This is a genomic window from Poriferisphaera sp. WC338, assembly GCF_050931845.1.
Taxonomy (GTDB): domain Bacteria; phylum Planctomycetota; class Phycisphaerae; order Phycisphaerales; family Phycisphaeraceae; genus Poriferisphaera.
Window position 1 is genome coordinate 1,234,136 of record NZ_CP194516.1, and the last position, 15,147, is coordinate 1,249,282.

Below are 15,147 nucleotides of genomic sequence, written 5' to 3' on the forward strand. Positions count from 1 at the left end.
GGCCTGGGGTTCATTTTTGATATAGGAATATAGACTGATGAATGTTCGTTGTATTGTGCTTATTCTGAATTGCTTGTTGTGGTGTGGCATCACTTCGCAGTGTTTCGCCGATACGACGGCCTATCGCTTCGGACCTGACGACGTTCTGCCGGATACGCAAATCTCGAACGCGCCGCCAAGCGGTTGGAATTTTTCTTTTCCCGATCCCTCGGCGCAGTCAAGCGTGCAACGCCAAGATGGGGCGATTCATTTCTTGGATTGGCCTTTAGGTAGTCGCTTGCAAAGCCCGCATGGGCTGATCCCGACTTACGCGATTGAGCCGGGTGGCAGTTTGACTGTCGTTCTTAAATTGCGCATTGATGCGGGTCGACTGTATCTGCGACTTCACAACGGAGTACGCTTCTTTGAGGTTGCATTCACACCGACGCATATCGGCTTCAGCAAAATCAATCCGAACGAAGGCGAAACATTTTCCAGTGTTTTGTCCGACGGGCCACACATCGTAAAGATTCAATTTCGTGGACGGCAAGTCGCGATCATAGTTGATGGCAAGCCCGTCGGACGTTTCGACGCCGGTTTAGGAGGTGGCAGTGCGTTCAGCGGTTTGGAATTGTTGGCCAATGATCCGCAACAACTTCCCGAGGCGTGGTTGTACAAAATTATAATACAGGCCAAGGTGGCCGACGCGCGTGCCACGCCGAGGCAACCGGCCGAACCGCTGGCGGTCCGTAGTGCTTGGCCTACGCGCGAATTCAGCCTAGACAAAGCCCACGTTGCTGTCGGCTCCCTGCGTGTGCTGATGCGTCAAGCCCGTTCAGCATTAGTAGTTGCGGACGATGACCTCATCTTATTGACGGGAACGCATACTATCGCCTCGGAGGATCAAGGTGATACATGGCGGCCACGCGACACAAAGATCGATCAACTCAACTCGGTCTTCCTCGCCGATGGACGGTTGCTATTGATGCGATTCGATCCTACGCCCGTGCCCGATCAACCAGGTCTTTACCAGACCGAGCGATGGATGAGCAACGACCGGGGGAAAACGATTGAGGCCATTGAGCCTGCATTGCTTCATCTGCCAACCGATATCTTTGACCCAGCGCGTTTACAGTGGTTCCACAGCGGCTTGGTGCGAACACCAAATGGAGACCTGCTTTCAATTATGCAGGGGGAAGAGCTGGTAGATGACGCCGATGTGGTGATGAACTGGCGGCTGTATCTGGTGCGTTCGCAAGACGAGGGTCGAACCTGGAAATTTGTGTCCATACTCGCCGATCAGAAGAGCCTCGATCCAATCAGCGAAGATTTGACCGCAACGGGATGGCGAATCTATGGTGGCGTTGAGCCCAGCCTAGTAGCACTGGACGAACAAACACTCATCTGCGTCGCGCGCACTGTAGATGATGAGTCCTATCTGGATGAAGCATTGTTTGCGGAGGGCCGCGCAACATACCACGACTTGAGCTACACCGTTAAGGGTGATGAGATCCACCCGAGCATTGCACAACTGCCACCCGACCTGTACTTCGAACCCGGGGTGCCCAGTGCCTCGGTTATCCTGATGCGAAGTGAAAATGGAGGCAAAACATGGTCAAAACCTCAGCAAATGAAGGATGCGCGAGGATGCTTCCCGCGATTGGCCTACCGTGATGGTGTTATCGCGTTGACGTTCGGCGGTCTGGCCGTTCCCCGATGGGGTGGCGGGATTATTTTCAGTTTCGACCGCGGACATACGTGGACCGAACCGGTCATCTTTGCTCCACTACTGAGCACCGGATATACCGCCGTGGTCCCAACGGGAACCAATCGCTTCACCGTTTTCTTCGACAGCACGCCCCCGCAATCCTGGGTCAACCCTGGCGCGTATTGGATCGGAGCGACAGATATTACGATTCATCGCCGTAAACCCAAGTAGAAGTTGATACGGAGTGTTCTCTGAGTTATGTCTAACGGTTTCTGTCGCGGCAAGCTGCTCTAGCATTAGATCGTTTACATGCTTATCTACTGAATTCGTAGGGTTGTTACTTGAAGACAGTTCGCACCGTATCAAACTTAACAGTCCGCACTTGACCGCTAAAGTCGGGTTTTTGTGGCTGTCTTTGCTGCAATTTAGTTGAAGGGGTTTTTTTGTTCTATTGGCCACCGTCAAAACCGACGAAACCCAGCTGAGGATGTGGTGCGTAACGGGAATTTGAGCGAGGTTTGACAGAGTAGCGTTTTGTGCGCTTGCCCGGCTCGTCCAGAGCTATGTCTTTGAAACACGAGAGCATCGCGCCTCGTGCATCCAGTGTCATTCTGTAGTGTTGGGTGCATGCAGTTTTTCGGCAGGTTGCGTGGTGATGCCAAGCCGTAAATCGTCCGTATTCATCTCTGTGTTTGGCGGCTTACTTCTCTAACCTGATTACCTGTATCAGATTAACGTGCAGATGTTGGACGCCGGCGCGATGAATGACCTGCGGGCTATTGGTTTGGGGTGTGCTGGGGGCAGGGGTTTCGTCGGTTTTGTCGGTTTCGCGGTAAGGTTTAAAGCGAGTGAATGTGACCTCTTTGGCCAGAATCGAAGGTTAGAGGTGTTTGGTAGGTCCGAGGGCCCTATTGTTTCTCGTTGGGGATGTGTACGCGTGAGGTATCAGCCTGCTATTTTTTGTCTCTTGTCAAAACCGACGAAACCGACGAAACCCTTCACGCATGTGTCATCTTGCTCATGCTCTTTGCTGATCTGAAGTGTCTTAGGCCAAATGTATCCGCGGTGGGGCGATGGTTTGAATTTTCCCGGGGGTATGCGTCCTTTAGATTTCTCCATTTTTGCTGTTGCCTTTGCGGATGTACGCGATGAGCTGCTCGATATTGGAGTGTTTCTTTGGCTGCCAGTGCGGGTTGGGTTCCAACAGGGGCAGCGTTTGAAATGTTTGGATGAGGTAATAGTTGAGAAGCGGTGGGTATCCATGTTCCGTCATCGTATTAATGAGCTTGCCGATTTGCTCGGCTACTTTGCGGTCTTCTCTGTACGGCAGATGATCATAAATGCTGCCAACAATCAGGTTAGTTAGTGGCCAGTTTTCTAGGCGTTTGTTTTCCGTGCGGTACTTCCTGAGAAGGCCTTGGGCTGTTTTGCTGTTGAGGAAGAGCCGCTTCTCTGTCATGCGCTTTGCGATTGACGTGGCGGATGAGCGATTGGCGCTTAGTAGGTCGACCATGGTGCTTAGTTGATCTTCGTCGCTGTTTGCATATCGATGTAATCCGGATTTTCTAAATTGTTGCGGGCGTTCTAGGGTAATTTTGCAGAGCCGGTCCGTGTCTACGTATTCCAGTAATTCTTCTCTAAAGGATTGGTGGTGTTCGACTGTGGTGATGTTGGCCTGATATTCAAAATATAAGATTTCTGCAGGGACGATCTGTCTTCTGCCCGCTGATGCGATAACGGCTTTTCTGAGATGGAAGATCCGTCTCTCAAGCAGATTCACTTCCGAGGCATCAGGATGAGAAGCAAAGTGTTTGCACACTTCGGCGGTAGCATTGAATTCGACCGCGGCAAGTGCCGGTGTTACTCGTTCGAAGTCGTGATTCTCGTCTACAGTCATGGTCATTTCTTTCTGCCGCTTTTAATATGGCTTAAATAAATTTGTCAAATTATCCGTACATAGACAATAAACGTGTTTCGAGCTATTGAAAAATCAATACATATGGCTTAAAAGATATTATACATGCATGATCTGGTAGATACAAAGTGTTTGTGCCAGCGATTCGGGGTGACCGAACGCACGATCAGGAATTGGCGGAATCGTAAGCACAACCCGCTGCCGTATTTGAGATGTGGTGGCAAGGTGCGGTTCTCGTTCAGGGCCGTTCGAGAATGGATAGAGAGTGCGCAGGCCCAGGTAACGGATGAAGAGATTCGAATGCAGCAAGTGCTGCGGGAAATTATTGAGGAGTCGGTATGAGCAAGAAGAAAAAAAATTATAGAAGTTTAAGCAAAATAGGTCAGTTACGGAGATTGGCACGCATGGGGTGGCCTTTGTTGCCGCTGCACGCCGTGAAGAATGGTGATTGTGCATGCGGCAAGGCTGATTGTGGCTCAGCAGGCAAGCATCCAAACGCGAAGCTGGTTCGCAATGGCTTGCGCAACGCAAGTGATGATGGCAAACAAGTTGCCGAATGGTTCAAATCAGATCCAAGTGCGAACTGGGGTGTAGCCACTGGTTCTGAGTCGTCATTGCTCGTGATTGATATTGACAAGAAGTCATCGGGCTTTGAATCGCTAGATGCTTTGGAGGAGGAATTTGAGGAATTACCATCGACCGTGACATCTCTCACAGGTGGCGGCGGGCAGCATCGATATTTTGTGTTACCTGATGGTGTTGATGTGCCGAGTGGCGTGAATGTACTGGGGCAGGGTATTGATATACGTTGCGAGGGCGGCTATGCGGTGATTCCGCCTAGTAAACATGCGTCAGGAAAATCTTATCGGTGGGCGAAGGATGGTTCCCCGTTCGGTGAAAATGAAATAGCAGAGGCTCCGGAATGGGTGGTGGAGTTATGTCTTGCCAAGCGCGGTCATACGGAGTCTCAAGGTCAGCAAGCAGCTACAGACGGCTCTGTTTTTGTAGATGGAAGTCGAAATAATACGCTGGCTCAACTTGCGGGATCAATTAGGCGCTACGGAATCGGACAAAATGCGCTCACAGAAGCCTTGCAGGTGATTAATGCGATAGAATGCCAGCCGCCGCTGGCCGCTTCAGAAGTTCGCTCAATCGCTAAAAGCATTAGTCAATATAACAATCATAATAGTACTAATAAATATCAGCCGTTTCCGCTGGCAGTATATCCAAGCGAGTTGCAAGATTTTCTTTCATCCGCGTCAATTTCAATGTGCGTGGATGCTGCGATGTTCGCGGTGCCACTTCTAAGTGTTGTTGCCGCGGCGATTGGCAACTCTCGGGTCATTCAGCTCAAGGAAAATTGGTTAGAGCCACATGTGCTCTGGACAAGTTTGATCGCTTCGTCAGGAAGTCGAAAATCACCTGCAATCGATCTTGTCACAGCGCCTTTGGTCGCGCATCAAAGTAAGTTGATGCTGGACTATGAGATCGAGTTGGCCGCATATCGCGATCTCGATAAAGAGCAGCAGAATAAAACAAAGATGCCGATGGCTAAGCGCGTTGTTGTTAACGAACCCACGATTGAAGCACTGGTTCAGAAGTTGCAGCAGAATCCACGGGGTTTGCTACTTTCGCGTGATGAATTGTCGGGTTGGTTTGGTGATTTCAACCGGTATCGAGGCAAGGGTGCTGGTGGTGATGAAGCGACATGGCTCACAGTGCACGGTGCGAGATCATTAATTATTGACCGTAAGACGGGCGATTTTCCAACTTTGCATGTGCCGCGTGCCGCAGTATGCGTGACAGGTGGAATCCAGCCTGGCGTGTTTCGGCGAATTTGTACAGACAACAATTTTGTTGAAAGTGGCATGGCGGCGCGTCTGCTCATGGCAATGCCGCCAGAGCATGTGTCGCGTTGGAATAACGAGCAGATCGATAGCCAGCATCTTAAAAGATATTCAGACGCCATCGGTCAATTATTGACACTGAAGCCGCAACTCAAACCAGTTCAGGTACCTTTATCGACAGACGCAGAAGAAGCCTATGCTGGATTTTACAATGCGAACGGTCTGGCCATGGTTGGTGCACATGACGCGATCAAGTCGGTGCGAGCGAAGCTGGAAGGCGGGGCAGGTCGTTTGGCATTGGCTCTTCAGCATTTGCATTGGGCGTATGAAGGTGGCGATGCGCCATACCCATCCGAGATTGACGTTGAGGTCATGGAAAAGGCTATCACGTTGACACGATGGTTTGATGCGGAATCGGTGCGAGTCTATCGCAGCTTGTTTTCGATGACTGGCGAGAACGCTGAATTGCAGAAAGTTGTTGAAGCTGTGAAAGAGTTGGGTGGTACTGCCACAGCGAGAGATCTGGCGCGCCGCAAGGGATATCACAATTCGAAACAAGCCGAGGATTTGCTTGAAAAACTGGTTGAGATGGGGATCGCCAAAAAGAAGCCAACGAAGAAAACGAATAAGGGCGGGCGTCCTACAACGGCGTACGTGTTGCTCGATTCATGATTTGTGTGTGACTCAAAGATCTGAAAACCCCGAGTATGCGGCAGATGCCGAGGAGGTTCTATGGCGAACAAATGACTCAGGGCTTATCAGCAATCGATAGTGCCCAGGGAGAGGGACGGAGAGAGAAAGTACTTGCTTCGCGGGGTATGTGCCTCGTGATAAATAACTTCCTTATAGTCAGGAATAATATTATGACACAATACGACAGATTTAATATTCCGGGTTTTTGTAAGCTTTATGAAAGAGATGAAGCTGAGCTTGTGCTGGAATTTGAAAACGAAATTGGGCCAGATGGGCAGCCGAAATATAAAAACCCTGATGCTATGTGCATCGGAGTTGTGATGGCATTTGTGGCCGAGTTTACTTATGAATATGTCTGGTTCTACTGTGACATCAATATGTTCAATACCTCATTGCCTGAAGATTTATTAACGGCAATTAAAGATAACTATCATAAGTATTCACATCACAAGGATTGCTTTGCCGTATTGGCGAAGGTTCTCGAAAAGAACGAGATGGACCTGAAGAAAAATGAGATGTGATGCGGTGATAGGGTGCTCTATGAGACACTCAATCAAATTGTGATGTGCACAGTGACCTCCGGGCGACCGGCCCGTATGGATAGGAGCGTAAGATGATGTGAGAAGACATATAGACTTTAAACGGATGAGCCTGCGGCTTGTCCAGGCCTGCCAGCAGCATTTGCGGTGAATCGATAAAAAATTTTATCTCAATTGTTGGTAGCGCATTACAAAATAACACAACAAATAAACACATCAATCCGTTTTGTCATGGCACGATACCCGGTTTAAAACCTTGGGTGTAGATGTCCTGCGAACCCATGAAACGCTAACACGAAGGACTCGAAAAAGATGGGAATCACAGTAAGACAGAAAACCAAAGGCCCGGGTAAGCCGTGGCATTTGTTTGTGCATCACGACGGCATCATCCGGTCAAAGAAAATCGGGAGCCGCATGCAGGCTGAGGCGGCGGCGCGTGAGATTCAGGAAGGGCTGGCGTTAGGCCGACTGGTTTACGACACGAGTTGCCGGTTCCTGCTTCGCGAGATTAAGGAAGGTGTGGGAGAGGTGATCTCGGCGGAGGAAGTTGAATCGGCTATGACCTCGCCACGATTTGCCGACTATGCCAAGAAGTACATGGAACAATACGCCAAGAGGCACCTCAAACGCAACACCTACACCAGTTACCAAGGCATTATCGATAACCACCTGCTTGGCCCGTGGGGCAACAGGCGTTTGAACAAGATCACCCGGCGAGATGTCATCGAACTATTGCGGGAGAAGTCTGAAACGCTCAAACACGGGACTGTGTACAACATCCGTGTACTCATCTCCGGCATTTTTACCTACGCCGTTGAAGAGGAAGTCATCGCCAATCACCCGGCCTTGCGGTTAGGCAAGCACCTTGGCCGATTGACGGAACGCGAGCATGGCAGCAAACACATCAACCCTATGAACAGCGACCAGGTTGGCAAGCTGCTTAGATTGGCTCAGTTCAAATTCCCGATGTACTACCCGCTGCTGCTCTGCGCATTTCGGACGGGGATGCGCATGGGTGAGCTATTGGGTTTAGCGTGGTCGGATATCGACTTTAAACATGGCACGATCACCGTTCGTCGCTCGTACTCCCACGGTCACTTCAGCACCACCAAATCCAAGAAAAACCGCAGGATTGATATGTCGACGCAGTTGTCTTCGGCATTATTGAAGTATCAAAGTGATCTACTGAATCGCTTCTGCGGCAGCCTGCCGCGTTGCCGAGTGCCGGTCAGAAGCAAGAACGAGCCCAACAGCATCCAGCTTGTCTTCCCCAATGAAATCGGCAAGCCCATTGATGGCGACAATTTAAGACGCCGCGTGTTCCACCCATTGCTTAAGGAACTTGGCGTGGCGGGGTTTCGCTTTCATGACATCCGCCACACCTTCGCGAGCCAATTGCTTGAGAACGGCGAGCCCATCAACTACGTGAAGGATCAGATGGGCCACGCGTCCATCACAACGACAGTCGATACCTACGGGCACAGCATCCGCAAGACTAATCCAGAGGCGGTCAACAAACTTGATGATGCGATGCTCAATGGCGCGGACCTGAAGCTGGTCGGCGGCGCGGGGTAATGAACATGAAATCGTTAAACGAAAGGCTGGACGCTTGAAATGATCAGACATCAATCAGACAAACCTCTTTTTGATCTTGGCCGTGTGGTCGCCACGCAGGGTGCGCTGGAAGCCTTGGAGCGAGCGGGCCAAAGATCGGGCGCTTTCCTTTTACGTCACCAGACCGGTGACTGGGGTGATCTGTGTGATGATGATAAGCAACTTAACGATGAGGCGATTGCACATGAAGGTGATCTTAAGAAGCAAAGCCGTGTGCTCTCAGCGTACGTGACCAAAGTAGGCGACACGATCTGGATCATCACTGAATGGGATCGCTCGTTCACAACGCTTCTATTGCCGAGTGAATACTAACCCCCGCCCCCCGGAAGTTCTCTGGAAGTTTCACGATCATCAGACAGAACGGAAATTTGGGATTGAGATTGTGAAGCAACCGTTACCCGCGCGCATGTGTGTGACTAAAGATAAACGAGGCAAAAAACGCCACATGAATGAGCAACGCAAAAACAACAAGTAATGCCAACAACGATCAAGTGTGTTAACGCATGCTTGGTGGATTCTACTTTACGATCACCCTTTTACTTATAAGGAGCCAACCATGGCCTATAAAACAAAGTACCCCAAACGCTTCACGACGGATGAAGAACTGGCCGAGTGCGGATTTATCAACGATGGAAGTATGGAAGCAGCGCACGAAGAACACAATACAAAGCCAGATGATTACGATGCGCGTTTAAAATGCCGGATTTGTGGTGACTGGGTTTATACCACATCAGATCAGTGTTGTGATCGCAATGAATGCACGCAGTGCCGTTACAGAGATCGATACGAGGCGTACTTTGTCCCACGCGGCGCTTCCAATCAGATCGCTCGGGAAATTGCCGGGCTGCCGCCAAAAGACTAAGTCGATTTTCCTTTCCATGGCGCTGGCGGGTTCTTGCTCTTACGGGAGAGCCTGCCGGTGCTTTTAATGGTTCTTGCCATGCCTAACGGGTATGTTAAACTTGGTGAAAGTCGAATATTTGCACCTATGATTAAGAGGTAATGTTTTGTTGTTTGGGCGGCATCAAATGCTCAGCCCGACAAACCCCCGGCCACAAAGATAGAAACTGGCCGGTTCACAATTTGAGATGATGCGAGTCATCAAGTCGCTGTTCACCAGAAAATCGCCAACAAGGGCCGCAAGGTTCTTGAACATGACAGTGGCACTTGAGACGCGCCCCCAGTATGGGGCGTCGTTCGTGTGCTATGTCATGTGCCCTTTGGCGAGGGTTCTGGTGATGGCAGCGTTTCGGCGCTCCTTTTTTCATGCGCCAACTTATGCACGTACCAAAGATCACTTCAACTTTATCTATGCACTTGAAAGGAACAGATTGTGAATACAGACAGTGAGAATAGTTCGAACGAACAAAGCGTTTTCGATACATCAGCGGCAACATCATCACCACCAGTTGAACCGCAACCCGAAGTACCACCACAACCCATGACGAAGGAAGAGCGACGCGCAGCTGAGATCGCTCGGATGAAGGAAGCGATGAGGAAGAAGCGTGAAGAGAATCCCGGGATGTACAAGTTCAACACCACCGCCGGACCCATTGCGCTTGTCATTGTGGTGGTGCTGTTCATCGTCGCGATTGTTGTTGCAGTAAGCCAAGATGACTCGTCTGGCAAAACAGGAAGAAACGCCAACGTCACACCCAGAGCCGCAAAGTTCAGCAGTTGGGATGGCTCACATTACGGCCTGGTTGCCTACGTGAAGAAGCAGATGAAGAACCCCGACAGCTTTGATCATATCAGTACAGTCAAGCTCAACGAAGGTGGTTCTTATGTCGTCACCATGAAGTTCAGAGGCACCAACAGCTTTGGCGGCGTTGTTCCCCAGTCGGTCACGGCAAAGGTAGATAAGAAGACAGGTAAAGTCATCTCGTGTGTTTGGGGCGACTGAAAGGGAAGTTGACCATATGGAATTGAGATGGAGTGATGTGCAGACATAAACATGAAATACCGGGGCAGAATGAACACGCCCAACGGGCTACAACCAGAAAGGGAACTTGAACATGGCAAAGAAAAAGAAGACCACAAAGAAGAAGGTATCGAAGAAAACACCTGCTAAACGCGTAGTGAAAAAGGTCGCGAGGAAAGCCGCAACGAAAAAACGCACGTGCGGACCGGGCGGTGTTGCAGGACGTCCAAAGGGCAAAACCACTGGCCTCGGCATTCAGGCATACTGGGCGCTACTCTTTAAACAGAACGCCAGTGCAGCCAAGAAGAACCGCATGACCGATGCCGAGATCTCAGCCGCCATGCACAAGGAGTTCCCGGGACGCGAATCGCTGGTGTTTGATCGTGTGTCGAGTGTGCGGAACAAATACAACAATGGCGGGCTAACTGGCGGCATCATCCCCGCGAAGGAATCCTTCTCTTACGATGAAGATGGCAACGTGCGCGAGGGCAGGGGCAGACCAAAAGGCAGCAAGAACAAACCAAAGAAAAAAGCCACACGCAAAAAATTCAGCAGGTAACCGAGAGACAAAACAACAGACCGAACCTGACCACCGCTGCTGAGCCAAGGACGCGTGGCTCGCGGCGGTTTTTGTGTGGATACGGGTGTGGGTCGCTACGCTGAGCGCGTTTTCTTCCGGAGGCGCCGTCAAAACCGACAAAACCGTCAAAACCCGGATATGTTTGTATGTAACAGGAAGTTAGAGCAGGATTCGACAGAGTAGCGTTTGATGTGTTCAGTCGCCTTCGTCTTGAGCGATGTCTTCCAATGAATATCAGATTTACACAGCACCGCCAAAGAGATTGGCAATAGGATCGAACAAGGACATATAGAGTTCATGGCACGCTTTAGCCAATACGACTCATAACAATGACAATGAGTGTACTGTCGCCTGGACTTTTTGTTTTTGTCTGAACTGTGAAGGCGAAATTGAATATTGTCTCTTAAAATGTTCTGAAAAACGCGAGCCATCGTTGTACCCAACCTGCTGCGCAATTTGACTGATTGGGAGTTCAGAAAGTTCAAGTAGACTGGCGGCCTTATACATACGAAGATTGCATATGTATGTACTGATACTCAATCCATGGGCCGCACGAAATAATCTCGCAAGATGACCCTCGGTGACACCCGCAATATGTTTAGCCAAAAATTTGATAGTCAATGTATCTTGAAAATGAAAAGCAATGTATGCAGTGACTCGTGATACAGCATCATTTGGCAGTGATGGATCATTCGCTTGCTCTGCAATGCGATACCAGATCGCCTGCAAATGATCTCGTGCAGCATTCTGTGCTGCAATAGGATCACCATTACAAATCGTATCAACTAACGGGCGATGTGATTCAAATAGTATCTGCAAGTCAGGCCAACAAGTTTGCAACGTACCAATATGAAACTTTTCCTGTAGCTTTCTTGCGATCCCCCAAACCTCCTCTAACCCTTCTACATCCGCCATCCGCACAATCTGTAAGTGCAGCCGCCTGTCCACATCAAAAAAGCGGATGTAATCACTCGTCTTGGCAATCAGCATCATTTCATCAAATATTGCCAACAACGGCTCGACACTTTCCCCATCACCAGCCCTGATCGCCGCATACCGAGACGCCAATACTTCGACCGAAGCCCTGATTTCCGTGGATGTTTGGATCGGTGTGATTGCATGCTTCATACGTCTACCGCCTGCCTTTTCCTGATCTATTATGCCAAATCGCGCGCCTAGATATGCGATATCTTAGATTTTGTAAGTGCTGTGTTTACAGTAATTATCCATGCAGTATGGTGTCTCTGCAAACAATAACAAACGAAAGCGTTCATGCAAATCTTATCAACTCAAAAACTGTTTTCTAAAAAATAGGACCGAAGGAGAATGAAATGAGAGAAGCAGCACACACAACCAAACTGGCAGCAACCATCATATCTGCAACCACTCTGCTTACGTTGCCAACACTCGGACACGCCGCAATCGTTACTTGGGATGGCAGCCACAGTTCCGACTGGACCGATGGCCGAAACTGGGACACCGGCACGATGCCCGCCAATAATCTGAACGACGACATCGCAACATTCAACGACCCAACAAGTATCCCAAATCAACCTCGCATCAATGCAAGCAGAAACTCCAAAGGTTGGAACTTCACAGGTGCAGGCTGGCACATTGCATGGAACGGCTCCAGCACACACGCGATCGGCGATGCAGGCATCAACTTCGACGCTGGCGCAACTGGCGGTGAAATCACCATCGATGCACGCATCTATCTCGGATCAAGCCAAACATGGCACACCGCAGAGAATCACACAATCGACATGAACGAAAAAATCAGCGGCAACGGTAGAAACTTAGACAAGTCAGGCGCAGGCACACTCATCCTCAATGGCGAATCAAATAGCTACAGCCAAACCAACGTAAACGAAGGCACATTACTCATCAACGGATCGCTGGATGACAGAACGGCTGACGTAACAGTCGCCGCTAACGCCATGCTTGGCGGCAATGGCACCATCAATCGAAACGTCATGATTTCATCCAACGGCACCATTACCGGCGGAGACAAAAACAATGTCGACACGCTTGCAATCACACACGATCTTGCGATTAATGGTCTTTACTTCGCAGACCTCTCCGACAACAACAACGCAGACAAACTCGATGTATCCGAAACACTCGACATCACAAACGCCACACTCATTCTTAACGATGCGGGCATCACAGACTCCGGCACTTTCACCATCGCATCCTACGGCACCCTTCTAGGAACCGAATTTGCGAACATCATCAATCAAACAAGCTACACGATTGACACTATCGACTACAGCGGCGGGCAAATCAACGTATCCATGCTGATACCAGAGCCCTCATCCATCCTAAGCCTGATGGGCGCCCTCCTCGTGCTCCCTCTTCGCCGTAAACGCACATGTTGAGCAAGCCTAATACCACCGCGTGAATCATCGAATCGTCAACAACCATAACCCAAAGTGTATATATAAACCGCAATGAGGTTACCATGACACGAACCAAACACCCAGCATTCACTCTGATAGAATTGCTCGTAGTAATTTCAATCATTGCCCTGCTTATCGCAATCCTGCTACCAGCTCTTTCAAAAGCCCGTGATGCCGCTCGCACCCAGCTGTGCACAAGCAACCTGCACAACCTGGGTATCGGCGTTGCAGCGTACTGCGTAGAAAGCGATGGCTTCTTTCCAAGCGATGAGAACCATACAAGCATCTTTCTCATTGCTGGATCGTTGGGAAATCAAACCGGTCACACATCTAGCACATTCGGCGCTGACAAGCGCGTCCTTAATCAATACATCGGTACGCCACGCAACTGTGAGCCCGACACCTACATGCCACTCATGCACTGCCCGTTTGATAATTCACCGGAAAAAGGCACACCCACCGGCGACAATAATGAGTTCTACAGACGCTTCGGCACCTCATACATCTACAACTACTACCCACCCGGCGGAAGCCCCTCCAACCCATCACTACCAAACAAACGCATCTCACATATCAAACACTCAACAAGCATCGCCGTTTTTGGCGACCCAATGATGTGGTTCTCAACATCACACCATCCCAGTACCTATGTTGGCCCAAACTGGCATGATGCCGACCGCACGAAGTATCTCGCCAACATCTTGTTTGTCGATGGGCACGCAACATTGTTGGAAGTTGACCCCACCCCCGGACTTATTGATCGTGGCGGATACGCATTAGATACCAGCTACACACCATAGCTTACTTAACCTTGTCCGCTAAACATCAATTTTGATTTAATCCAATTGCAATCTGATTCGCTCTATTCAACGTTGTACAGAGCACAATCATACTGCGTCTACTAATTCCCTACAGGAGTAAAATAATGTCAGTTTTTAGAGGTTTGTATCCTCCCCTAATCACACCATTCCACGCGGATGGCAAAATCAATGAAAAAGGTCTTCGCGACCATATCGACTATATGATCGATGGCGGGGTAGATGGATTCTGCGCAGGCAGCAGCACCGGCGAGTTCATGAATCTAACGCGGGAAGAATGGGAAACCGTTCTTCACATCACCAAGGATCAAGTTGCTGGCCGCGTCCCTATGCTTGCAGGTGGCGCCGGCATGTCCACTGCCGAGACCATAGAGAGAAGTCAATACGCTGAAAAAATGGGCTACGACGGACTACTCGTAATCAGTCCGTGGTATCAAGTCCACACGCAACGTGAAGTATATGCACACTTCAAAGCACTCCGCGAGGCCGTACATGTACCGATCATGATCTACAACAACCCACCAGTCACCGGCATCCAACTGGGTGTTGAACTGCTCGAACGTCTCGCAAACGATGGCATCATCCAATACATGAAAGATGCGGACTCCGATCCATACACAATCGCACGTCTGAAGATGCGAGTCGGCGACAAGATCGAGTTTTTCTATGGCCACGATAACAACGCCATGGGTGCATTCGCATATGGTGCAACTGGTTGGGTCTCTGGCACCGCAAACTTCGATCCTCACCGCTGGTCCAAATTCGTACACACATGCATCGATGACAACGACTACACCCTCGCAAAAGACCTCTGGTACGAAATCCTGCCATTTGTAGAAATTGCCACAGTCGGTCAAAACGGCGAACGAGCAGACTGGATTGCAATCATCAAGCGCGGCCTCGAAATGCGCGGAAAAGATGTCGGCACCGTTCGACCACCAATGCTCCCCGTTACAAAAGATGTTGAAGAAAAACTACAAGGCATTGTCAGTAACTTGTTTGCTGAAGAAGTAGCAGCAGCATTAGCCTGATGTCGCTCAAGTATTTTCTAAAATAACGAAACCGACAGTGCGACGAATCCAATTTGGTTTATGATGTGTGTGTGCGGGACTCTTTTCGTACACACACGTCATA

14 protein-coding genes are annotated in these 15,147 nt (G+C 49.8%); 12 read left to right on the forward strand and 2 right to left on the reverse strand.

What is annotated here, in order from left to right; all coding sequences use genetic code 11:
* Positions 1-37: 37 nt before the first annotated feature.
* Positions 38-1,918 (forward strand): sialidase family protein, encoded by a 1,881-nt coding sequence (locus tag ACQ6WK_RS04965; protein ID WP_432799641.1) that lies wholly within the window; start codon positions 38-40, stop codon positions 1,916-1,918.
* Between the two features lie 874 nt (positions 1,919-2,792).
* Here ACQ6WK_RS04965 and ACQ6WK_RS04970 read toward each other — a convergent pair.
* Positions 2,793-3,584: a hypothetical protein gene (locus ACQ6WK_RS04970; protein ID WP_432799642.1), complete on the reverse strand. Its 792-nt coding sequence runs from the start codon at positions 3,582-3,584 to the stop codon at positions 2,793-2,795.
* Between the two features lie 123 nt (positions 3,585-3,707).
* On the opposite strand from ACQ6WK_RS04970, the gene ACQ6WK_RS04975 reads away from it, so the two are divergent.
* From ACQ6WK_RS04975 to ACQ6WK_RS05010, 8 genes are all read left to right on the forward strand, one after another.
* Entirely contained in the window at positions 3,708-3,944 is a 237-nt protein-coding gene (locus tag ACQ6WK_RS04975) for a helix-turn-helix domain-containing protein (protein ID WP_432799643.1), read from the forward strand.
* Complete coding sequence (locus ACQ6WK_RS04980) at positions 3,941-6,121, forward strand: DUF3987 domain-containing protein (protein ID WP_432799644.1); 2,181 nt, start codon at positions 3,941-3,943, stop codon at positions 6,119-6,121. Before ACQ6WK_RS04975 ends, ACQ6WK_RS04980 begins: the two co-directional genes overlap by 4 nt.
* A gap of 191 nt (positions 6,122-6,312) precedes the next feature.
* On the forward strand, positions 6,313-6,663 hold the full coding sequence (locus ACQ6WK_RS04985) for a hypothetical protein (RefSeq protein ID WP_432799645.1): 351 nt from the start codon (positions 6,313-6,315) through the stop codon (positions 6,661-6,663).
* 330 nt (positions 6,664-6,993) lie between these two features.
* The gene (locus ACQ6WK_RS04990; protein WP_432799646.1) at positions 6,994-8,256 is read left to right on the forward strand and encodes a tyrosine-type recombinase/integrase; all 1,263 of its coding nucleotides are present in this window, start codon (positions 6,994-6,996) and stop codon (positions 8,254-8,256) included.
* 39 nt (positions 8,257-8,295) lie between these two features.
* A complete protein-coding gene (locus tag ACQ6WK_RS04995; RefSeq protein ID WP_432799647.1) occupies positions 8,296-8,607 on the forward strand; it encodes a hypothetical protein in 312 nt (103 codons plus the stop codon).
* A gap of 244 nt (positions 8,608-8,851) precedes the next feature.
* Positions 8,852-9,157, forward strand: a complete 306-nt coding sequence (locus ACQ6WK_RS05000) for a hypothetical protein (protein ID WP_432799648.1) — start codon at positions 8,852-8,854, stop codon at positions 9,155-9,157.
* Between the two features lie 471 nt (positions 9,158-9,628).
* Positions 9,629-10,198: a hypothetical protein gene (locus tag ACQ6WK_RS05005; RefSeq protein WP_432799649.1), complete on the forward strand. Its 570-nt coding sequence runs from the start codon at positions 9,629-9,631 to the stop codon at positions 10,196-10,198.
* A gap of 112 nt (positions 10,199-10,310) precedes the next feature.
* Positions 10,311-10,775 carry a hypothetical protein gene (locus ACQ6WK_RS05010; RefSeq protein ID WP_432799650.1) on the forward strand — a complete coding sequence of 155 codons (465 nt, stop codon included), beginning with the start codon at positions 10,311-10,313 and terminating at the stop codon, positions 10,773-10,775.
* 342 nt (positions 10,776-11,117) lie between these two features.
* Here the strand turns inward: ACQ6WK_RS05010 and ACQ6WK_RS05015 are convergent, their stop codons facing one another.
* On the reverse strand, positions 11,118-11,924 hold the full coding sequence (locus tag ACQ6WK_RS05015) for a helix-turn-helix domain-containing protein (RefSeq protein WP_432799651.1): 807 nt from the start codon (positions 11,922-11,924) through the stop codon (positions 11,118-11,120).
* A gap of 203 nt (positions 11,925-12,127) precedes the next feature.
* On the opposite strand from ACQ6WK_RS05015, the gene ACQ6WK_RS05020 reads away from it, so the two are divergent.
* From ACQ6WK_RS05020 to ACQ6WK_RS05030, 3 genes are all read left to right on the forward strand, one after another.
* Positions 12,128-13,174, forward strand: a complete 1,047-nt coding sequence (locus ACQ6WK_RS05020) for an autotransporter-associated beta strand repeat-containing protein (RefSeq protein WP_432799652.1) — start codon at positions 12,128-12,130, stop codon at positions 13,172-13,174.
* A gap of 83 nt (positions 13,175-13,257) precedes the next feature.
* A complete protein-coding gene (locus ACQ6WK_RS05025) occupies positions 13,258-13,995 on the forward strand; it encodes a prepilin-type N-terminal cleavage/methylation domain-containing protein (protein ID WP_432799653.1) in 738 nt (245 codons plus the stop codon).
* Positions 13,996-14,120: 125 nt separating this feature from the next.
* Positions 14,121-15,044, forward strand: a complete 924-nt coding sequence (locus tag ACQ6WK_RS05030) for a dihydrodipicolinate synthase family protein (protein WP_432799654.1) — start codon at positions 14,121-14,123, stop codon at positions 15,042-15,044.
* The last annotated feature ends 103 nt before the right edge of the window (positions 15,045-15,147 follow it).

Bases quoted from the DNA above. Each gene is read 5' to 3' on its own strand.
- ACQ6WK_RS04985 (WP_432799645.1), top strand. From the start codon at position 6,313: ATGACACAATACGACAGATTTAATATTCCGGGTTTTTGTAAGCTTTAT.
- ACQ6WK_RS05030 (WP_432799654.1), top strand. From the start codon at position 14,121: ATGTCAGTTTTTAGAGGTTTGTATCCTCCCCTAATCACACCATTCCAC.
- ACQ6WK_RS04970 (WP_432799642.1), bottom strand. From the start codon at position 3,584: ATGACTGTAGACGAGAATCACGACTTCGAACGAGTAACACCGGCACTT.
- ACQ6WK_RS05010 (WP_432799650.1), top strand. From the start codon at position 10,311: ATGGCAAAGAAAAAGAAGACCACAAAGAAGAAGGTATCGAAGAAAACA.
- ACQ6WK_RS04965 (WP_432799641.1), top strand. From the start codon at position 38: ATGAATGTTCGTTGTATTGTGCTTATTCTGAATTGCTTGTTGTGGTGT.
- ACQ6WK_RS05020 (WP_432799652.1), top strand. From the start codon at position 12,128: ATGAGAGAAGCAGCACACACAACCAAACTGGCAGCAACCATCATATCT.
- ACQ6WK_RS05025 (WP_432799653.1), top strand. From the start codon at position 13,258: ATGACACGAACCAAACACCCAGCATTCACTCTGATAGAATTGCTCGTA.
- ACQ6WK_RS04990 (WP_432799646.1), top strand. From the start codon at position 6,994: ATGGGAATCACAGTAAGACAGAAAACCAAAGGCCCGGGTAAGCCGTGG.
- ACQ6WK_RS05000 (WP_432799648.1), top strand. From the start codon at position 8,852: ATGGCCTATAAAACAAAGTACCCCAAACGCTTCACGACGGATGAAGAA.
- ACQ6WK_RS04995 (WP_432799647.1), top strand. From the start codon at position 8,296: ATGATCAGACATCAATCAGACAAACCTCTTTTTGATCTTGGCCGTGTG.
- ACQ6WK_RS04975 (WP_432799643.1), top strand. From the start codon at position 3,708: ATGCATGATCTGGTAGATACAAAGTGTTTGTGCCAGCGATTCGGGGTG.
- ACQ6WK_RS05015 (WP_432799651.1), bottom strand. From the start codon at position 11,924: ATGAAGCATGCAATCACACCGATCCAAACATCCACGGAAATCAGGGCT.
- ACQ6WK_RS04980 (WP_432799644.1), top strand. From the start codon at position 3,941: ATGAGCAAGAAGAAAAAAAATTATAGAAGTTTAAGCAAAATAGGTCAG.